This is a genomic window from Mesorhizobium sp. CA12 (assembly GCF_020165255.1).
Lineage (GTDB): Bacteria > Pseudomonadota > Alphaproteobacteria > Rhizobiales > Rhizobiaceae > Mesorhizobium.
In genome coordinates this window covers 157,061-175,584 of sequence record NZ_JAIUHT010000009.1, presented here as the reverse complement: position 1 = coordinate 175,584, position 18,524 = coordinate 157,061, and the positions used below count along the sequence as shown (strand labels likewise).

At 64.0% G+C, this 18,524-nt stretch carries 16 protein-coding genes; 11 read left to right on the top strand and 5 right to left on the bottom strand.

Annotated elements, in window-relative coordinates:
• Positions 1-356: 356 nt before the first annotated feature.
• Positions 357-1,064, bottom strand: a complete 708-nt coding sequence (locus LB520_RS16950) for a pyrimidine 5'-nucleotidase (RefSeq protein ID WP_095769490.1) — start codon at positions 1,062-1,064, stop codon at positions 357-359.
• Positions 1,065-1,214: 150 nt separating this feature from the next.
• Here LB520_RS16950 and LB520_RS16945 point away from each other — a divergent pair, with 150 nt between their 5' ends.
• The 3 genes from LB520_RS16945 to LB520_RS16935 all read left to right on the top strand — a co-directional run bounded on the left by LB520_RS16945 (position 1,215) and on the right by LB520_RS16935 (position 3,744).
• Positions 1,215-1,976, top strand: coding sequence for a GGDEF domain-containing protein (locus tag LB520_RS16945; RefSeq protein ID WP_095769491.1), 762 nt, complete (start codon positions 1,215-1,217; stop codon positions 1,974-1,976).
• A gap of 173 nt (positions 1,977-2,149) precedes the next feature.
• Positions 2,150-2,308 (top strand): hypothetical protein, encoded by a 159-nt coding sequence (locus LB520_RS16940; RefSeq protein WP_224638238.1) that lies wholly within the window; start codon positions 2,150-2,152, stop codon positions 2,306-2,308.
• On the top strand, positions 2,305-3,744 hold the full coding sequence (locus tag LB520_RS16935; protein ID WP_224638237.1) for a GMC oxidoreductase: 1,440 nt from the start codon (positions 2,305-2,307) through the stop codon (positions 3,742-3,744). The genes LB520_RS16940 and LB520_RS16935 overlap by 4 nt, the downstream gene beginning before the upstream one ends.
• Before the next feature lie 538 nt (positions 3,745-4,282).
• Here LB520_RS16935 and phhA read toward each other — a convergent pair.
• Entirely contained in the window at positions 4,283-5,119 is an 837-nt protein-coding gene (phhA, locus tag LB520_RS16930; RefSeq protein ID WP_224638236.1) for a phenylalanine 4-monooxygenase, read from the bottom strand.
• 135 nt (positions 5,120-5,254) lie between these two features.
• Here phhA and LB520_RS16925 point away from each other — a divergent pair, with 135 nt between their 5' ends.
• Complete coding sequence (locus LB520_RS16925; protein WP_095769494.1) at positions 5,255-5,731, top strand: Lrp/AsnC family transcriptional regulator; 477 nt, start codon at positions 5,255-5,257, stop codon at positions 5,729-5,731.
• A 102-nt stretch (positions 5,732-5,833) separates the two neighbouring features.
• Positions 5,834-7,402, top strand: a complete 1,569-nt coding sequence (gene bchE / locus LB520_RS16920; protein WP_224638235.1) for a magnesium-protoporphyrin IX monomethyl ester anaerobic oxidative cyclase — start codon at positions 5,834-5,836, stop codon at positions 7,400-7,402.
• A gap of 43 nt (positions 7,403-7,445) precedes the next feature.
• Here bchE and argB read toward each other — a convergent pair whose 3' ends face one another.
• The gene (argB, locus tag LB520_RS16915; protein WP_095769496.1) at positions 7,446-8,339 is read right to left on the bottom strand and encodes an acetylglutamate kinase; all 894 of its coding nucleotides are present in this window, start codon (positions 8,337-8,339) and stop codon (positions 7,446-7,448) included.
• 716 nt (positions 8,340-9,055) lie between these two features.
• On the opposite strand from argB, the gene LB520_RS16910 reads away from it, so the two are divergent.
• The 4 genes from LB520_RS16910 to msrB all read left to right on the top strand — a co-directional run bounded on the left by LB520_RS16910 (position 9,056) and on the right by msrB (position 11,809).
• Positions 9,056-9,595 (top strand): sigma-70 family RNA polymerase sigma factor, encoded by a 540-nt coding sequence (locus LB520_RS16910; RefSeq protein ID WP_224633899.1) that lies wholly within the window; start codon positions 9,056-9,058, stop codon positions 9,593-9,595.
• Complete coding sequence (locus LB520_RS16905; protein ID WP_224638234.1) at positions 9,592-10,308, top strand: anti-sigma factor domain-containing protein; 717 nt, start codon at positions 9,592-9,594, stop codon at positions 10,306-10,308. The genes LB520_RS16910 and LB520_RS16905 overlap by 4 nt, the downstream gene beginning before the upstream one ends.
• A 206-nt stretch (positions 10,309-10,514) precedes the next feature.
• Positions 10,515-11,072 (top strand): fasciclin domain-containing protein, encoded by a 558-nt coding sequence (locus tag LB520_RS16900; protein ID WP_224606703.1) that lies wholly within the window; start codon positions 10,515-10,517, stop codon positions 11,070-11,072.
• Positions 11,073-11,305: 233 nt separating this feature from the next.
• Positions 11,306-11,809, top strand: a complete 504-nt coding sequence (gene msrB, locus LB520_RS16895) for a peptide-methionine (R)-S-oxide reductase MsrB (protein ID WP_224638233.1) — start codon at positions 11,306-11,308, stop codon at positions 11,807-11,809.
• A 239-nt stretch (positions 11,810-12,048) separates the two neighbouring features.
• Here msrB and LB520_RS16890 read toward each other — a convergent pair whose 3' ends face one another.
• Both LB520_RS16890 and LB520_RS16885 read right to left on the bottom strand, forming a co-directional pair.
• Positions 12,049-13,662, bottom strand: a complete 1,614-nt coding sequence (locus tag LB520_RS16890; RefSeq protein WP_411969897.1) for a DHA2 family efflux MFS transporter permease subunit — start codon at positions 13,660-13,662, stop codon at positions 12,049-12,051.
• A 117-nt stretch (positions 13,663-13,779) separates the two neighbouring features.
• Positions 13,780-14,973, bottom strand: a complete 1,194-nt coding sequence (locus tag LB520_RS16885) for an HlyD family secretion protein (RefSeq protein ID WP_224638232.1) — start codon at positions 14,971-14,973, stop codon at positions 13,780-13,782.
• Positions 14,974-15,106: 133 nt separating this feature from the next.
• Between LB520_RS16885 and LB520_RS16880 the strand changes: the two genes are divergently transcribed.
• Positions 15,107-15,805, top strand: a complete 699-nt coding sequence (locus LB520_RS16880; protein ID WP_095769503.1) for a TetR/AcrR family transcriptional regulator — start codon at positions 15,107-15,109, stop codon at positions 15,803-15,805.
• 185 nt (positions 15,806-15,990) lie between these two features.
• A complete protein-coding gene (locus LB520_RS16875; protein ID WP_411969896.1) occupies positions 15,991-18,510 on the top strand; it encodes a DNA translocase FtsK in 2,520 nt (839 codons plus the stop codon).
• The last annotated feature ends 14 nt before the right edge of the window (positions 18,511-18,524 follow it).

Here is an 18,524-nt window from a genome sequence, read left to right as displayed (position 1 = left end):
CGTTTCCGTGAAACGGCCCTAGGTCTTCGGTACAAGGTCGCAGGCCTAGTCTAGGCCAGATATTCACCGCCCATTTCCGAAATCAGCGCAAACGCCGGCGAATGGCTGAAGTCGCCCGAACCTCGTCATTCCAGGGCGGAGCAGCCGCGAAGCGGCGTCGCGGAGACCCTGGAATCCATTCCGTGACCCTGATCAAAGAGTGCAGCGGAGCAGAATTCTGCTCCGCGGCAGCGCTCATACGTCACGGAATGGATCCTCGGGTCTGCGCGCGTCGCTTCGCTCCTTGCTCCGCCCGTGGATGACGATCGCGATGGGCGTTTCGGCCAATCGCCGAGGCATGCCTAGGCAAACACCGTTCAAGCCACGACGTCGACGATCGCGGTCAGGAAACCGGCGAGGTCGTCGGTGACGAAATCGACGTCGTCCTCGTTTGCGGGGTCGCGTTCCCATATCTCCGAGAAGGTCGGCTCGAAATTGCGCGGCACCACCAGCACGGTCGTCATGCCGAGCGTTTTCGGCACGGCCAGATTGCGCGCCAGATCCTCGAACATCACCGCATTGTGCCCGGTCACCGAGTGCAATTCGGCAAAACGCTCATAGGTCTGGCGCTCCGGCTTGGGGCTCAGCCCCGCCGCGACGATGTCGAAGATGGCGTCGAAATGTTCCAGTATGCCGAGCTGGCGCGCGGTGCGTTCGGCGTGCCTGCGGTCGCCATTGGTGAAGATGAACTTGCGCCCGGGAAGCTGGCGGATCGCTGCGCCCAGCACCGGATCCGGCACCAGCCGCGAATAGTCGATGTCGTGCACCTTCTCGAGGAAATCGTCGGGATCGATGCCGTGCCGCTTCATCAGCCCGTTCAGCGTCGTGCCGTATTCCAGGTAGAGCTCCTTCTGCAGCTTGCGCGCGTCGTCGCGCGAAAGCGTCAGCAGCTCGCCGACATAGGCGGTCATCTTCACGTCGATCTGCGCGAACAGGTTCGAGTGATGCGGATAGAGCGTGTTGTCGAGGTCGAACACCCAGTCCGTGACATGGGCGAAGCGGGCGGGATCGGGTGTCGTTGTCATGGATTTCTTATGGCATGCCGGCGCTGGATTTATCCACAACTTATGCGCGTCACGAAATGTGAAAATGGCGCCTCGCTTCAAATTTTAAAAGTCCTGGAAAGGTCGCCTTTAGCGCTTGCTGGCACACAAGCTGACCGTTGGGAGCAAGTCATGAGTCGCATATTTTTGAGGGCCGCTGCCGTGGCATTCGCTTCGGTCGCTGCCTCGCTGTTGTTGACGCTGATTGTGATGCCGGCAATGGGTTTTCCGATGAGCCGCACGGTCTGGCTGGCGTCGACGGTTTGCCCGCTCGTGCTCGCCTGGGCTGCCAGCGCCAGCAGCTTCTGGCAGAGCGATCGGCTGCAGAATGCTCATCGCGAGCTTGCCCGGGCTCACGCGCAGCTCGCGGCGGCGCACAGGCGCCTGTCGGAAAAGGCAAGCCGGGACGACATGACCGGCATGCTCAACCGCGAGACCTTCTTTGCCGCGCTCGACGGTTCGCGGCGCAAGAGCGATCGCGGCGCGCTGCTCATCATCGACGCCGATCACTTCAAGAGGATCAATGACAGTTATGGTCATCTGACCGGAGACGAAGCGCTGCTTTTGATCGCCGGCGCCATCGAACGCGGCATTCGCAGCGGCGATCTGCTCGGCCGCATCGGCGGCGAGGAATTCGCGGCTTTCCTGGTTGGGGCCAGCGAACCGGAAGCCAAGCATATCGCCGAACGCATCCGCCGCGAGGTCGAGCTGATCCGTTTCCGCCCGGTCGACGAGCGGACCGTGCCGCTCACGGTTTCGATCGGCGGGGTCTGCTGCGGCGAGAGCGCGACCATTTCGGATTTGATGCGCGCCGCCGACCGCAGGCTTTACGAAGCCAAGAACCGCGGCCGCAATCTTTCGATCCTCGACCGCGAATTGCCCGAGGCGGCATGAAGCCTCGCCGCAGGCGTTAGGAATGCCCTAACCATGTCCATATTCAACCGCGCTAAACTTCCTGGTGTAACGCCGTTTTCACCTGGGTCTGGCACGGAATTGGGCTCCCAGGCGGCATATGTGCCGTTGAGGAACGGCATGCGTGGATCGAGGCCCCTGTCGAGAGACGTGTCATGAGCAGGTTCATGAGAAAAATGTCGCGCCGCGCGATCGTGCAGGCGCTGATCGCGCTTCCCGCCCTGTCGCTGTTCCGCAGCCAGCAACCCCTGGTCGATGCCGATGACATCGTCGAGATCAATGGCTGGATCCTGCGGCGAAGCGACCTCGCATGATCTTCGACAGCTACGAGGCCTACATGCAGGCCGGCTTCAAACCCAAGGCCTGCATCCTCGGCTCCGGCCCGGCCGGCACGACGATCGCCAGGAAGCTCGGCTCAGCCGACATCCCGGTGGTCGTGCTGGAGGCGGGTTCGCGCGAATTCAGCGATGAGTCGCAGGATTTCTACCGCGGCAAGACGGTTGGCGATTTCTATTTCGACCTCGACATCACCAGGCTGCGCTTCATGGGCGGCTCGTCCAATCACTGGGCCGGCTGGTGCCGCGTGCTCGACAAACAGGACTTCGAGCCCAAGGCATGGGCGCCGGACACCGGCTGGCCGATCGGCCGCGCCGACATCGAGCCCTATCTTGGCGAAGTTCACGATATCCTCGAGCTGCCCGATTTCCGTCCCGACGTCCCGGTTTCGGACGACATCCGCTGGGTGCAGTTGATCAAGAGCCCGGCGGTTCGCTTCGGCGAGAAATATGCCGACGAGCTCGACAAGAGCAGGAACATCGCCGTCGTGCTCAATACCTACGCGACCGAGCTCACCGGCGACGGCAAGCGCGTCACCGGCGCGAAGCTCTGGTCGAACGGCCAGGATGCCGGCACCTTCGCGGCGGACTATTTCGTCACCTGCACCGGCGGGCTGGAGAACTCGCGGCTGCTGTTGTGGTCGAATGAGCGCTCGAATGGCGGCGTGGTGCCGAATGCGGCGGCGCTCGGCCGCTACTGGATGGAGCATCCGACCTTCCAGGGCGGCAATGCCATCCTCGCCAATTATTCGGAGTTCGAGGTCGACGCCTCGAAAGAAGCCTTCTTCTCGCCGACGCTTGCCGCGATGGAGCGGCTGCATATCATGAATTTCGGTATCCGCCTGATCGAGTCGCCGTATCCCAATGTCAAGAAATTGATCGCCGATCTCGCCTGTACGGCGCCCAATATGGCGGAATGGATGTCTTCCCAGCTGGACCAGAGACTGCACTGCGCCGCGCAGCTTTACGTCGCCTGGGAACAGGCGCCGCTTGCCTCGAACCAGATCGCGCTGTCAAAGACCGATGTCGACCACGCCGGCGTGCCGCGCATCGAACTGCGCTGGAAGAAGTCGCCGCTCGAGCGCCGCACGCTGCTTGAGGGCCTCAGGCTTTTCGGCACGACCATGGCGCAGAAGAATCTCGGCCGCGTCCGCATCGACGACTGGATCAGCAATGGCGGCGATTATCCGACCAATGAGGAAACGGCCGGCCACCACCATATGGGCGGCACCCGCATGGGCACCGACGTCTTGAAGAGCGTCGTCGACGCCAATTGCAAGGTGCATGGCATCGACAATCTCTATGTCGGCGGCTCGTCGGTGTTCTGCACCTCCGGCCAGTGCAACCCGACGACGACCATCACCGCGCTCGCCTGCCGCCTCGGCGAGCATCTCGGCAAGCTGATCGTCGTCTGATCTCGACCGTGCTGCGCATTCATCAATGCGGCACACGCCCTGCAGAGCGAGCAACTGGCCAGGATCAAGGCCGAGCCTGACAAGGCATAGCCAGAGGATCAATGCAGGATTTTGAAAAATTGCCGTTTGTCGACGGGCACGATTTTCACCGTTTCTTTCAGTGACGCTGACGATTGGCGGAAGCCTTCCAACCTCGTCATTCCAGGGCGGAGCAGCCGCGAAGCGGCGTCGCGGAGACCCTGGAATACATTCCGTGGCTCTGATCAAAGAGTGCAGCTGAGCAGAATTCTGCACCGCGGCAGCGCTCATGCGACACGGAATGGATCCTCGGGTCTGCGCGCGTCGCTTCGCTCCTTGCTCCGCCCGTGGATGACGACGGGGTGCGCGTTTCGGCTAACCGCCAAGGCATGGCATCTGCCAACGCAAACATAGCCAAGCGGTCAAAATCCCTGGGGAACTAATTGCAAAAGGCACAAAGCGGCCCAGCCGCCTGTCGGCAGCTGAACCGCGCTGAATGTCGGTTGGGCGAAAACCGACCTCAGATTGTTGACGGGTCGAGCGCCGGCTGGCCCTTGAACCGCGCCACGATGCCGGCGAGGTCGCCATGGGCGAAAGCATCGCGCAGCGCATCGAAGGACGGCAGCACGAAATAGGCACGCTGGAACTTGTCGATCTCATAGCCGGTGCGCATCACCGTCTCGAGGTCGAACGGCACATGGTGCGCGTCCTTGCTCTCGACCGCGAATTGCAGCTCGGTGAAGGACGACATCAGCCCGGCGCCGAAAGCTTTCAACGGCTGGCCGGCTTCCTGGATGAGGCCATATTCGGCGCTGTACCAGTAGAGCCTCGTGATCATCTCGTCGCCGCCGAGCGCAATCAGATCTTCCGCCTTCCGGCCATACATCTGCATGAAATCGGCGAACACCGGCTGGGTCAGGATCGGCACATGGCCGAAGAAGTCGTGGAACATGTCCGGCTCGACGATGTAGTCGAGCTCTTTCTTCGTCCGCAGCCAATTGGTCACCGGGAAGCGCCGATTGGCGAGATGATCGAAGAAGGGGCCGGCCGGAATGAGGCCCGGCACCGCAACGATCTGCCAACCCGTCAGCCTGGCGAGCTTTTCGCTCACCTCGTCGAAATCCGGAATCCTGTCGAGCAGCCCGAGCGCCGCGACGCCGTCGAGATACGAACGGTGCGCGAGCTTCCGCGTCAGCTTCGTCTGGCGATCGCAAAGCGTGCGCCACACCGCCTGTTCCTCGGCGGAGTAGCCGTAGCCCTGCGCCACGGTGAAATCGCTGCGGCAGACCGAATAGTCGCCCCGCAGGCCCTGCGCCGCGCATTCGGCGGCATAATCGGCAACGCTGATCGTCATCATATCCTCCTCAAGATCGTGATCCGCGGATCGTGAAGGGGAGTTTAGAAGCGACCGCTGAGGCAAATCAGCTTTGTTTATGGCACGCCAGCGGATTTGGAGGTAAAAGCACTCAGTTCAACGCGAGCCTGAGAAAAAATGCCTCAATTCGACGATTTCGAGATAAGGATGCTCGACATCCTGCAGCGCGACGGCCGCAAGCCCGTCTCGGAGCTGGCGCAAGAGATCGGCCTGTCGACCACGCCTTGCGCGCGCCGCTTCGAGGCCCTGCAGGAAGCCGGTATCATCAAGGGCTTTGCCGCCGTGCTCAGCCGCCGCGCCGTGGGCCTGACCGTCGAGGTGTTCATCCAGGTGCGGCTGGTCAGCCACAGCGATGGCTCGCCCGAAAGCTTCATCGCCGCCGTGCAGCGCATGGACGAGGTCTCGTCCTGCTGGACGATGACAGGCGACTACGATTTTCTGCTGCATGTCTTGGTGCCGTCGGTGGACGACTTGAACGCCTTCGTCATGCACCGGCTGATGCGTCTGCCCGGCGTGCGCGACGTCCATACGCAACTGGTGCTGCAGAACATCAAGGGACCCGGCCACGTGCCGCTCAGCCATCTGCGGCGCTGATCCGGTCAAATCTGGCGAAAAGCTGCGTGGAAACTGCTGAACCGCGCCAAGGCGGCTTCGGCATCTGTCATTAGCACAAGCGGACCAATATGGAGGTCCGCCTTGAACATCGTGCTTATCAATCCGCCGCACACCGCCATCGGCAGCCGTGTGCCCGACGACCACCTGCCGCCGCTCGGTCTTTTGGCCATCGGCGGGCCGCTGATCGATTCCGGCCATCAGGTACGCCTGGTCGACGCCGAGTTCGGTCCGATGCCACTTGCGGCGGTGGTGGACGAGGCGCTGCGCGACGATCCGGATTTCGTGCTGATCGGCCATTCCGGCTCGACCTCGGCACATCCGACGGCCTTGAAGATCGCCGAGATGATCAAGGCCCGCGCGCCGGGTGTCGTCGTCATCTATGGCGGCGTCTTCCCGACCTATCATTGGCGCGACATTCTCGCCGCGACCGACGTCTTCGACTTCATCGTGCGCGGCGAAGGCGAGGCGACCGCGACGGCGCTGGTCGAGGCAATCGAGATGCGCCAGCCGGTGGCGAGCGTCGCCGGCATCGCCTATCGCGACGATTTCGGCCGTCCTGTCGCGACGCAGGCGGCGATGACCATAGCCGACCTCGATGCCTGGCGCGTCGGCTGGGAGCTGATCGATCACCGCCGCTACTCCTATTGGGGCGGCAAGCGGGCCGTGGTCATGCAGTTCTCGCGCGGCTGCCCGCATCTGTGCAACTATTGCGGCCAGCGCGGTTTCTGGACCCGCTGGCGCCACCGCGACCCGGTCAAATTCGCCAGGGAGATCGCCTGGCTGCATCGCGAGCACGGCGTCGAGCTGATCAATCTGGCCGACGAGAACCCGACTTCCTCGAAAAAGGCCTGGCGCGCCTTTCTCGACGCCATGATCGCCGAGAACGTGCCGGTGCTGATCGTCGGCTCGACCCGCGCCGACGATATCGTGCGCGATGCCGATATCCTGCATCTTTATCGCAGGGCCGGCGTCATCCGCTGGCTGCTCGGCATGGAGAACACCGACGAGGCGACGCTGTCGCTGATCCGCAAGGGCGGCAGCACGAAGTCCGACCGCGAGGCGATCCGGCTGCTGCGCCAGAACGGCATCCTGTCGATGGCGACCTGGGTCGCCGGCTTCGAGGACGAGACCTTGCGCGATCTCTGGCGCGGCTTTCGCCAGCTCATCGCCTACGATCCGGACCAGATCCAGGCGCTCTATGTCACACCGCATCGCTGGACGCCGTTCTTCCGCATCGCCAAGGATCGCAAGGTGATCCAGAAGGACGTACGCCTGTGGGATTACAAGCACCAGGTTCTGCACATGACCAGGCTGAAACCCTGGATGCTGTTCTTCGCCGTCAAGCTGATCGAGGTGGCGGTGCAGTCGCGGCCGAAGGCGCTGGCGCGCATCCTGTTCCACCCCGATCCCGAGCAGCGCCATTCGATGCGCTGGTACACCAGGATGGGACGTCGCGTCTGGTTCCGCGAGGTCTGGGGGTTTTTCGTCCGCGACGGCCGCGTCATGGACGGGCCGACATTAGCCGAATTCTGGGGCGCGCCGCAGGACGCCGAGGAGGAATCGATGATCGTCGGGCGCCAGCCACGCAAATCCGTCGCGCCGATCATTGAAGATCGAGGCGCGCCGGCGGCAACAAAGTTAGCCGGCTGACATGGCGGTTCACCATTGCATGGAAACGGTGAACTTGCCTTTCTTACGGAACGATCAGCGTGCCGGCGCCGTGCTCGGTGAACAGCTCGAGCAGCACCGAATGCGGCGTCTTGCCGTTGAGGATGACGACGCCTTCGACGCCGCGCTCGATCGCCTCGATGCAGGTCTCGACCTTCGGGATCATGCCGCCCGAAACCGTGCCGTCCTTGATCAGCGCCCTGGCCTCGGCGACCGTCAGCTCGTCGATCAGCTTCTTGTTCTTGTCGAGCACGCCCGGCACGTCGGTGAGGAAGAGCAGGCGCGAGGCGCGGCAGGCGCCGGCGATGGCGCCGGCAAAGGTGTCGGCATTGATGTTGTAGGTGTGGCCGTCGCGGCCGGGCGCCACCGGCGCCAGCACCGGAATCATTTCCGAGCGCGCCAGAAGGTCGAGCAGCGTGCGGTCGACCTCGACCGGCTCGCCGACGAAGCCGAGATCGAGCACCCGCTCGATGTTGGAATCCGGATCGACCATGGTCTTGCGCGCCTTTTCGGCGAACACCATGTTGCCGTCCTTGCCGCAGAGCCCGATCGCCCACTCGCCCTCGGCGTTGATCAGCGCCACGATCTCCTTGTTGATCGAGCCCGCCAGCACCATCTCGACGATCTCGACCGTCTTCTGGTCGGTGACGCGCAGGCCGCCCTCGAACTTGGATTCGATGCCCATCTTGGTGAGCATCGCGCCGATCTGCGGCCCGCCGCCATGCACGACGATCGGGTTGACGCCGGACTGTTTCAACAGCGCGATGTCGCGGGCGAACGCCTTGCCGAGCTCGGTATCGCCCATGGCATGCCCGCCATATTTCACCACCACCGTCTTGTTCTCGTAGCGCTGCATATAAGGCAGCGCGCGAGAGAGCAGCGCGGCCTGCATTTCGGCGGTGGCGGCGATGTCCGTCATCGGTGTCGATCCCAGCTAGCGTGAAAGGCGGCCTCTTAGCCGGAATTGCCGCAGGTCGCAAACGGCTTTGCGGTCACAATAACGATATCTGCCAGTTCCCCAGACAGGGATTTTGACCGGCCGGCCAACTTTGCGTTGGCAAGCAGCATGCCTTGGAGACTCGCCGAAACGGCCCTGCCTCGTCATCCACGGGCGGAGCAAGGAGCGAAGCGACGCGCGCTGCTTCGCCCTGGAATGACGAGGTTGGAGAGGCTTCGGCCAATCTCCAACGCCTGCGCTGGTTTCACCGACACAATGACGAAATCTGCTAGCTCCCAGCACAGTAATTTTGGCCGGGGCAGGCCGTGTTGGTGTTGGCAGGCGGCATGCCTTGGAGATTGGCCGAAACGGCCCAACCTCGTCATCCACGGGCGGAGCAAGGAGCGAAGCGACGCGCGCAGACCCGAGGATCCATTCCGTAACGTCCGAGCGCCGCCGCGGTGCAGAATTCTCCTCCGCTGCACTTTTGACTAAGGTCACGGAATGGATTCCAGGGTCTTCGCGACGCCGCTGCGCGGCTGCTCCGCCCTGGAATGACGAGGTTGGGAGGCTTCAGCCCGCCGCTTCAGCCGTCCTGAAAGCTTCTCCATCGAGCCGCGTAGGATCGGCCCGCGGCCGCTGGTGGACGACGCTTCCGCCACCGTTGCAATTAAATCGCAATCTTCTAATTTGCCGCCATGGGGCCTCAGGATATCAGCAAGCTGATCGTTCGGACTTCGATGAAGGACCGGGCTGCGTTCGATCTGCTCTACAAGCAGACCAGCGCGAAACTTTTCGGCGTCTGCCTTCGTGTCTTGCGGGACCGGGGTGATGCGGAAGAAGCGCTGCAGGAGGTCTTCGTCAAAATCTGGACGAAGGCGGATCGTTTCGCGGTTTCCGATCTGAGCCCGATTTCCTGGCTGGTGGCCGTTGCGCGCAATCATGCGATCGATCGCATCCGGTCGCGGCGCAGTCCTTCTGCCAACATCGATACGGCCCTCGACGTCGCCGATCCGGCGCCGGGACCCGAGGCCATGGCTGTGGCGGGCGGCGAGACCGAACGCATCTACCATTGCCTCGACGAACTGGAGCAAGACCGGGCGGCGGCCGTCCGGGGCGCCTATCTGGGCGGCGAGAGCTATGCCGAGTTGGCGGAGCGCTTCAAGGTTCCGCTGAACACGATGCGGACTTGGCTGCGGCGAAGCCTGCTGAAACTGAGAGAATGCCTGGAAAGATGACGCTGGCAGAGGACAACGGACCGGAACGTGGAGGCGACGATCTGCTCGCCGCCGAATATGTTCTCGGCGTCCTGGCAGCCGACGAGCGCCAGATCGCTTCCCGTCGCATCGATGCCGAGGCGGCATTCGCCCGCTTGGTCGACGCCTGGGAAGCCCATTTCGCGCCCATGGCCGCCCCCTATGCCGCGGTCGAGCCGCCGGCTTCCGTGAAAGTGGCAATCGACCGCCGCCTGTTTGCTTCGTCCGCGTCCACGGCGCCCAGCGGCGGCCTCTGGGCGAGCCTTGCCTTCTGGCGCGGCCTCGCCGCCGCGGCCATCGCTGCTTTGGCCGTCTATGTCGCCCTGCCTTACGTCAACCCGCCGGTCCGGCCATCCGAGACCAGGCTGGTCGCCTCTCTGGCCGCCGACAACAGCAACGTCAAATATCTTGCCGTCTATGACGCCGCCCGCCACGAGGTCGGCCTGTCGCTGGTCTCCGGCGACCGCGGCGCCGGCAAGGATTTCGAGCTCTGGATGATCGAGGGCAAGAACGCGCCGGTCTCGATGGGTGTCATTCCCGCCGGCCCGACCGCGCGCATGGCGGTCACGCCGGCCGTCCAGCAGAAGCTGGCGCAAGGCGCCGTGCTCGCCGTCAGCCTCGAGCCCTCTGGCGGTTCGCCGACCGGCCAGCCTACCGGTCCGGTCGTCGCCGCGGGTGACCTGAAGGGCATCTGACCCTGGTCAGCCGGTTATCGGAGACTAACTGCAGTCTATATCCTGCCCTTTCTAGGCGGGAAAATTTCGCTGCCGCCATCAGTGACACAGACGCAATAAAGCACCCGAATAAAAATCGCGCGCCCCTCGTGAAACTAACGCTTTTCGGGCCCGTATCTCCTCGCGTTCCCACGGACGGGAAGAAACAACCCGAGGAGACTGACACCATGCGTAAACTCGCCACCCTTTTGCTTGCCGCTACACTTGGTCTTTCGGCGCTCGGCGCCGTTGCCTACGCTGCCAATCCGATGGTCGGCGGCGCGCCGATGTATGCCAAGAAGAACATCATCGAGAATGCCGTCAATTCGAAGGACCACACAACTCTGGTCGCCGCCGTCAAGGCCGCCGGCCTGGTCGACACGCTGCAGGGCGCCGGTCCGTTCACCGTTTTCGCGCCGACCAACGAGGCCTTTGCGGCGCTGCCCGCCGGAACGGTCGACACGCTGCTCAAGCCCGAGAACAAGGACAAGTTGACCAAGGTGCTCACCTGCCACGTCGTCGCCGCCAAGGCGCTGGCCGCCGACGTCGCCAAGATGGCCAAGGCCGATGGCGGCGCCCACCAGGTCAAGACGGTCGGCGGCTGCGAGCTGACGCTGAAGGCGGAGAAGGGCAAGGTCACCGTCACCGACGAGAACGGCAACGTTGCCCATGTCACCATCGCCGATGTCCGCCAGTCGAACGGCGTCATCCATGTCATCGACAAGGTTCTCTTGCCGAAGATGTAACAAAGCGGGCCTGGCCGGCGAAGACATGGCTGAGCGCTGGCCGCATCATTCAAGATCCGCGCCGCCGGCAGGGGTGTGCTCCGCGTCCGTCCCGCAAGGGCGGCGCGGAGCAGCATCCGGAGCGTTCCAGGAAGGTTCTGTCCGGAATTGCTCGAACGAAGAGATGGGGCGTCACCGGCTTTTGATTTCCGGCCCGGGCTCTATCTTGGCAAAGTGCGTCAGGAGGAACGGCCATGAACCGTCGCGATTTTCTCTGGAGCGGGGCCGCCGCCACCGCTCTCATCGTCGGATCCGCAGCGATGCTGCGTGCCGGCGGACCGAAGCCCGCTCTCGCCGCCGAGACGTTCGAAATCACCAAGACCGATGCCGAATGGCACGCCATCCTTTCGGACGAGGCCTTCGATGTGCTGCGCAAGCAAGGCACCGAATATCCCGGCACCAGCCCGCTGCTCAACGAGCATCGCAAGGGCATCTTCGCCTGTGCCGGCTGCGACCTGCCGGTCTATTCGTCGGAGGCCAAATTCGATTCCGGCACCGGCTGGCCGAGCTTCTGGCAGGAAATCCCGAACTCCATCGGCAAGACCGAAGACCGCTCGCTCGGCATGACCCGCACCGAGGTCCATTGCCGGCGCTGCGGCGGTCATCTCGGCCATGTCTTCGACGACGGCCCGCCGCCCACCGGCCTGCGCCACTGCATTAACGGCGTGGCGCTGAGCTTCAAGCCGGCTTCAGCCTGAGGTGGGTTGAGATTCAGGTGAGGCCGGCCTGCAAATGGCGGCTTCCTGCGCTTCCGGTGCTCACGTACGAAAAGTACGCTCCGCTCCGGTTCTCGGAACCCACCATTTTCGACTCGGCCTGACCTGAATCTCAACCCACCTTGGAGTCGCTTTCAATCTCTCCAAAAAGAATGACCCCGGAAATCGTCACCGGTTTCCGGGGTCACGCGTTGAGGAAGCCAGGCGGGGGTTCCGGCTCCTCAATGGCCTCCGCCGCCACCGCCGCCCTGCGGGGCCGGCTTGTTGATGAACAGCACGAAAAATCCGAGCGAGGCGAACAGCACCGTCAGCATCATGAACACATCCATGAAGGACAAAAGCGCCGCCTGCTGGTGCACCATGCCGGACAGTTTCGAGACCGCAGCGCTCGCGGCGTCGAGACCGGCGGTCTGCTCGAAATTCTGCGTCATGTTCTGCAGCTTGGTCTGCGCCGCCTCGCTGCCCCACTGCACATGCTCCGAGAGCCGCGCATAGTGGAAGGCGTTGCGGTCGATCAGCACCGTGTTGATCACCGCGAGGCCGACGGCGCCGCCAAGGTTGCGGGTCAGGTTGAACAGGCCTGACGCATTCTTCAGCCGTTCCGGCGGCAGCGTGCCGAGCGCGATGTTGTTGATCGGCACCATGCACAGCATCATCGAGCAGCCGCGCAGGATTTGCGGGATCAACAGCTCATAGAAATCCCAGTCGGCCGTGAGATGCGTCATCCACCAGGTGCCGGTGGCGAAGCCGACGAAGCCGATCATCATCATCAGCCTGAGGTCGATCTTGTTCGACAGGATGCCGGCAACGGGCGCGGTGAAGAACATCGCCAGGCCGCTGACGAACAGCGCCTCGCCGATCATCATCGAATCGTAGCCGCGGATACGCCCCAGGAACACCGGATAGAGATAGGTGAGCCCGTAGAGGCCGATGCCGACGACGAAGGAGAACAGCGAGCCGAAGGCGAAGTTGACGTTGCTGAAGGCCCTCAGGTCGACGATCGGCTCCTCGGCGGTGAAGACGCGCCAGAAGAAGATGACGCCGCCGATGGTCATGATGATGGCGCAGGCAAACACTGCCGGCTCCTGCAGCCAGTCATGGTTCGGGCCTTCCTCCAGCACATATTCCATGCAGCCGAGGAAAGCGGCCATGCCGACCAGGCCCCACCAGTCGAACTTCGAGAACAGTTTCAGGTTGGGCTTGTCGAAGTCGATCAGCGACCAAGCGGCCGTCGCCACCAGGATGCCGGGCACGACATTGATCAGGAACAGCCAGTGCCAGGACATGGCGTGGCTGATATAGCCGCCCACCGTCGGGCCGATCGTCGGTGCCAGCGTCGCCACCAGGCCGATCATCGGCGACACGACGGCGCGCTTGGAAGGCGGGAAGATGGTGAAGGCGGCCGCGAAGACGCTGGGGATCATGCCGCCGCCGATAAAGCCCTGGATGGCGCGGTAGACGATCATCTGGTCGATATTGGTGGCGGTCGCGGCGAGCGCGCTGGCCGCGGTGAAGCCGGCCGCCGCGGTGGTGAACAGCACGCGCGTCGACAGCATGCGACTGAGGAAGCCGGACAGCGGGATCATCACCACCTCGGCGATCAAATAGGCGGTCTGCACCCACGGAATCTCGTCGGAGCTGGCGCTCAGGCCCGCCTGGATTTCCGAGAGCGAGGCCGAGACGATCTGGATGTCCAGGATCGCCATGAACATGCCGAACACCATCGCCAGGAAGGCGACGACGCGGCGCACAGGCATATGGTCCGCAGGCAGGGCCGGCGCGGCAGCGACCGGACGCCCGGGCATTGATCCTGCGGTGATGGTTGCGGTTGCCATGTCATGGCCTCCCTGGGCAATTCCTGGGACGAGCGCGTGGCGGTCCCGAATTGCGTCGAAAACGATAAAGCAGGCTGGACGGCCTGGCGCTCGATCGGCCGCCGGGCCGCCCCCCAATCAGTTGGTCGTCGAAGCCGGCGCGGTGCGGCTGTCGACCGCGACGACGACGCTCAGCCCGGCGCGCAGCTTGCCGGCCTTCAGCACGTCGGCCGGCACGTCGATGCGCACGGGCACGCGCTGCACCACCTTGGTGAAGTTGCCGGTGGCGTTTTCCGGCGGCAGCAGCGAGAACACCGCGCCCGAAGCCGGCGCCAGCGAGGAAACCGTGCCTTCGAAGGTCTGGCCGTCGATAGCGTCGACGGTGATGCGGACCTTCTCGCCAGGCACCATGCGGCCGAGCTGCGTCTCCTTGAAGTTGCCGACGATGTAGAGCTTGTCCATCGGCACGACGACGGCGAGCTTCTGGCCGGGGCTGACGAGATCGCCCTGCTCGACCGAGCGGTTGCCGACGACGCCGTCATAGGGAGCCTTCAGCACGGTGAAGGACAGGTCGCGCAGGGCCTTGTCGCGGGTGAGTTGCAGCGAGGCGAGCGTCGAGGCCGACTCGGCGCGCTGCGCTTCCAGCACGCCGATATTGGCCTGCGCCGCCGCGATCTGCGCATCGGCGCCGACAAGCGCCGCCTTGGCCTGGTCGAGCGCGGTCTGGGCGTCGTCGAGCTGGGCCTGCGTGCCGACATGGGTCCTGACGAGTTGCGCCGCCCGCACCTGGGCGCGCGCCGCATTGTCGGCGGCGGCCTGGTCCGCGACCTTCTGTGCCTGAGCCTGCGACAGCGAAGCCTGGGCCGCCTTGGTCTGGGCGTCGATGCGGTCGAGCGTCTTGCTCAAGGTGGCGATCTGCGCCTCGGCCTGGGCCACGGCGATCTTATAGTCGCCATTGTCGATGACGAACAGCGGATCGCCGGCCTTGACCTGCTGGTTCTCGCTCACCAGCACCTTGTCGATATAGCCGGATATTTTCGGCGACACGAACGACATATCGGCCTGGACATAGGCGTCGTCGGTGGAGATCATGAACCGGCCGTCGGTCCAATAGTTATACCCATACCAGGAACCGGCGCCGAGAAGGGCAAGGCCGATGATCGGTAACAGGAAAGAGCGGACAGAGCGCTGCTTCTGGGCGGGTGCTTCAGCCGCCGGCGTCGCAACGGGAGCAGCGGGCTGGACAGGAACTTCCGGCGCTTCGGTCGAAGGCTGGACCTTGGCGTTGGGAAAAGAGCGGACTTCGGCGGTGGCGGGCGCGTTCGAGGACATAGTGATCTCTCTGGAATATCAGTCATACTGAACCGTTCGGTTCGAATTGGAGATTGACATAGCGCGGAAAGAGGACCATATCAAGAGGAAATCGAACCGAGCGGTTCGAAATATTTTTCAAGGAACGACTTCCATGGTCGACACGACAGCCGATAGCGATCTGCTCGACTTACGCAAGGGCCGCCCGGCGGCCGGGCAGGATCCCGTAAAACGGGCCCAGATCATCGAGGGCGCCCGCCGCGTCTTTATAGACAAGGGCTTTGAAGCGGCCTCGATGAACGACATCACGCGCGAGGCCGGCGTCTCCAAGGGCACGATCTACGTCTATTTTCAAAACAAGGAAGAGCTGTTCGAAGCGCTCATCGAGGAAGAGCGCGGCACCATCTTCAAGAACATGTATGAGGTGCTCGACCATTTCGACGACCTGCGCAAGACGCTGGTGAAGTTCGGCACCGTGCTTTCGCTGAAGATCACCTCGGCCAAGGTCATCCAGGCCCAGCGCACCGTGGTCGGCGCGGCCGATCGGATTCCGGAGCTTGGCGCGCGCTTCTACGAACGCGGCCCCAAGCGCGGCCACGACAAGGTCATGGCCTTCCTCAACGAAGCCGTCGAACGCGGCCTGCTTCAGATCGCCGACGTCGACCTTGCCGCCTACCAGTTCACCGAGCTTTGCCTCGCCGGCCTGTTCCGCCAGTGCATCTTTTCCTATCGCACCAAAGCGCCGAGCCAGGCGGAGATCGAGCACGTCGTGACCTCCGGCGTCGAAGTGTTTCTCAAGGCCTATGCCACGGAAAAATTCTTCGCCGAGGAACGGGCGTTGCAATCGGCCTGACCGTCCGGGCATGCGGATTCCAGAGCGCAAAGGGCGAAGCTGAAGGGGTCGCGAGGCGTCGCCGCGAAATCCATCGGTGCGGTCTGCCTCGACCGCGAAGACCGGCCTGAAGACCCCCCTCTCAAAATATCGATCGGCTTCGTCCGGCAGGCGCTTTCGGAAGAACCTGTTAACCATCGCTTCCTATGTCTCGGGATACGTTCAATCGGCGAGTCTCGAGTATGACATCCATGCGTTTCCCCCGTGCCAATCATCCCGGCGCCTCAGCCCACGACAGCGACGACGAACATCGCAATCCGCGGGAAACCGGGCGCCATGGCGCAGTCCCGCAAGCAGGACAGGTCGTGCCGCTGCGAGTCCTGCCCGGGGGCGAATCGGCCGCCGCTCGTAACGCATCGTCCGACTCGGCCGGCGATTCGGCCGGCGACGATTTCGCCCTCCCCGCCTGGCAGAACTATTTCTTCCTTGCGCCCAATGTGCGGTTCACGCGCACGCCGGACACTGACCTCGCCAGGCGGGCCGCCCCGCCGGAGGATGCCGCTCGGGGCAAGGCATCCGCGGCCGAGCCCGTCCGGCCTGCGCCGCCGGCTCCGCCGCCAGCCGCTCCGGTCCGGAAAAGTTCCGCCGCTCCCGCCCCGGCGCCGATGCAAACCAGGCCGATCCGCGCACCAGCCACTGTTGCCCCTGCCACGGTCCCGGCCGCAGCGGCCGCGCCGACCCAAGGCGCCGCTGCTCCGACGCCAAAACCGCGCCTGAGCGGATTGCGCTGGTCCTATCTTTCCGATCATGCCTTTTTCGAGTTCGGCATGCCCTTTCTTGCCGAGCGCCTGGCGCGGGCGCGTCTGAACGAGGCGGGGCAGGCGCCTGCCGTTCCGGCGCAGCCATTGATGCAGCCGGTGCCGGCGCAGCGTCCGGCCGCGCAACCCGTCCAGCCCCGTGCCGCCTTCCCGGGCGAGGCGACGTCATTTTACCGGGTCATCGAATGGCGCTCCAGCACGGCAGAGGCAAGTCCGATCTCGGCGCCCGTGCCGGCTCCGGCGGCGGCCCAACCGGCGCCTGCCAAGCCGATGCCGATCTCCGCCCCGGCAAGCGCCGGGAAAGCCAGGCAGGCACCATCGTTGCCCATGGCCGGCGAGGTCGAGCCGCTATCCGCGATGGGCGGCTACGAGCTTCCTTCGGAAGAGCTCTTGCAGATGCCGCCCGAGGGCCAGGGCTTCTACATGTCGCAGGAGCGGATGGAGCAGAATGCCGATCTGCTCGAAAGCGTGCTGGAGGATTTCGGCGTCAAGGGCGAGATCATCCATGTCCGGCCGGGGCCGGTCGTCACGCTCTACGAGTTCGAGCCGGCGCCGGGTGTGAAATCCAGCCGCGTCATCGGGCTCGCCGACGATATCGCCCGCTCCATGTCGGCTGTATCGGCGCGTGTGGCCGTGGTGCCGGGCCGCAATGTCATCGGCATCGAGCTGCCCAACGAGACGCGCGAGACCGTCTATTTCCGCGAGCTGATCGGCTCGGCCGGCTTCCGCAATACCTCCTGCAAGCTGGCGCTCGGCCTCGGCAAGACCATCGGCGGCGAACCGGTCATCGCCGAGCTCGCCAAGATGCCGCATCTGTTGGTGGCGGGCACCACCGGGTCGGGCAAGTCGGTCGCCATCAACACCATGATCCTGTCGCTGCTCTTCAGGATGAAGCCGCAGGAATGCCGTCTCATCATGGTCGACCCCAAGATGCTGGAGCTCTCCGTCTATGACGGCATCCCGCATCTTTTGACGCCGGTCGTCACCGATCCGAAGAAGGCCGTCACGGCGCTGAAATGGGCGGTGCGCGAGATGGAGGACCGCTACCGCAAGATGGCGCGCCTCGGTGTGCGCAACATCGACGGCTACAACCAGCGCGCGGCCGGCGCCCGCGACAAGGGCGAGGTCGTGACCATGCAGGTGCAGGCCGGCTTCGAGAGGGGCACGGGCGAGCCGCTGTTCGAGGAGCGCGCGATCGACCTCGCGCCGATGCCCTACATCGTCATCATCGTCGACGAGATGGCCGACCTGATGATGGTGGCCGGCAAGGAGATCGAAGGCGCCATCCAGCGGCTGGCGCAGATGGCACGCGCCGCCGGAATCCATCTGATCATGGCGACGCAACGCCCGTCCGTCGATGTCATCACCGGCACGATCAAGGCCAATTTCCCCACCCGCATCTCCTTCCAGGTGACGTCGAAGATCGACAGCCGCACCATCCTCGGCGAGCAGGGCGCCGAGCAGCTGCTCGGCCAGGGCGACATGCTGCACATGGCCGGCGGCGGGCGCATTTCGCGCGTGCATGGCCCTTTCGTTTCCGATGTCGAGGTCGAGCATGTCGTGGCGCATCTGAAGGCGCAGGGACGTCCCGAATATCTCGACACCGTTACCGCCGACGAGGAAGAGGAACAGGAAGCGGCCGACACTGGCCCGGTCTTCGACAAAAGCGCGATGGCCGAGGAGGATGGCGACGCGCTCTATGAGGAAGCCGTCAAAGTGGTCAAGCGCGACAAGAAGTGCTCGACCTCCTACATCCAGCGCCGCCTCGGCGTCGGCTACAACCGCGCCGCCTCATTGGTCGAGCGCATGGAGAAGGAAGGCCTGGTCGGCGCTCCCAACCATGTCGGCAAGCGCGAGATCCTCACCGGCCGGCGCGATCGCGAGCCGGAACGCGACGAGATGGATTGATCCTGAGGGATCGG

Coding starts and splice junctions, on each gene's coding strand:
- LB520_RS16950 (WP_095769490.1), bottom strand. CDS start 1,064: ATGACAACGACACCCGATCCCGCCCGCTTCGCCCATGTCACGGACTGG.
- LB520_RS16945 (WP_095769491.1), top strand. CDS start 1,215: ATGAGTCGCATATTTTTGAGGGCCGCTGCCGTGGCATTCGCTTCGGTC.
- LB520_RS16940 (WP_224638238.1), top strand. CDS start 2,150: ATGAGCAGGTTCATGAGAAAAATGTCGCGCCGCGCGATCGTGCAGGCG.
- LB520_RS16935 (WP_224638237.1), top strand. CDS start 2,305: ATGATCTTCGACAGCTACGAGGCCTACATGCAGGCCGGCTTCAAACCC.
- phhA (WP_224638236.1), bottom strand. CDS start 5,119: ATGATGACGATCAGCGTTGCCGATTATGCCGCCGAATGCGCGGCGCAG.
- LB520_RS16925 (WP_095769494.1), top strand. CDS start 5,255: ATGCCTCAATTCGACGATTTCGAGATAAGGATGCTCGACATCCTGCAG.
- argB (WP_095769496.1), bottom strand. CDS start 8,339: ATGACGGACATCGCCGCCACCGCCGAAATGCAGGCCGCGCTGCTCTCT.
- LB520_RS16910 (WP_224633899.1), top strand. CDS start 9,056: ATGGGGCCTCAGGATATCAGCAAGCTGATCGTTCGGACTTCGATGAAG.
- LB520_RS16905 (WP_224638234.1), top strand. CDS start 9,592: ATGACGCTGGCAGAGGACAACGGACCGGAACGTGGAGGCGACGATCTG.
- LB520_RS16900 (WP_224606703.1), top strand. CDS start 10,515: ATGCGTAAACTCGCCACCCTTTTGCTTGCCGCTACACTTGGTCTTTCG.
- msrB (WP_224638233.1), top strand. CDS start 11,306: ATGAACCGTCGCGATTTTCTCTGGAGCGGGGCCGCCGCCACCGCTCTC.
- LB520_RS16890 (WP_411969897.1), bottom strand. CDS start 13,662: ATGGCAACCGCAACCATCACCGCAGGATCAATGCCCGGGCGTCCGGTC.
- LB520_RS16885 (WP_224638232.1), bottom strand. CDS start 14,973: ATGTCCTCGAACGCGCCCGCCACCGCCGAAGTCCGCTCTTTTCCCAAC.
- LB520_RS16880 (WP_095769503.1), top strand. CDS start 15,107: ATGGTCGACACGACAGCCGATAGCGATCTGCTCGACTTACGCAAGGGC.
- LB520_RS16875 (WP_411969896.1), top strand. CDS start 15,991: ATGTCTCGGGATACGTTCAATCGGCGAGTCTCGAGTATGACATCCATG.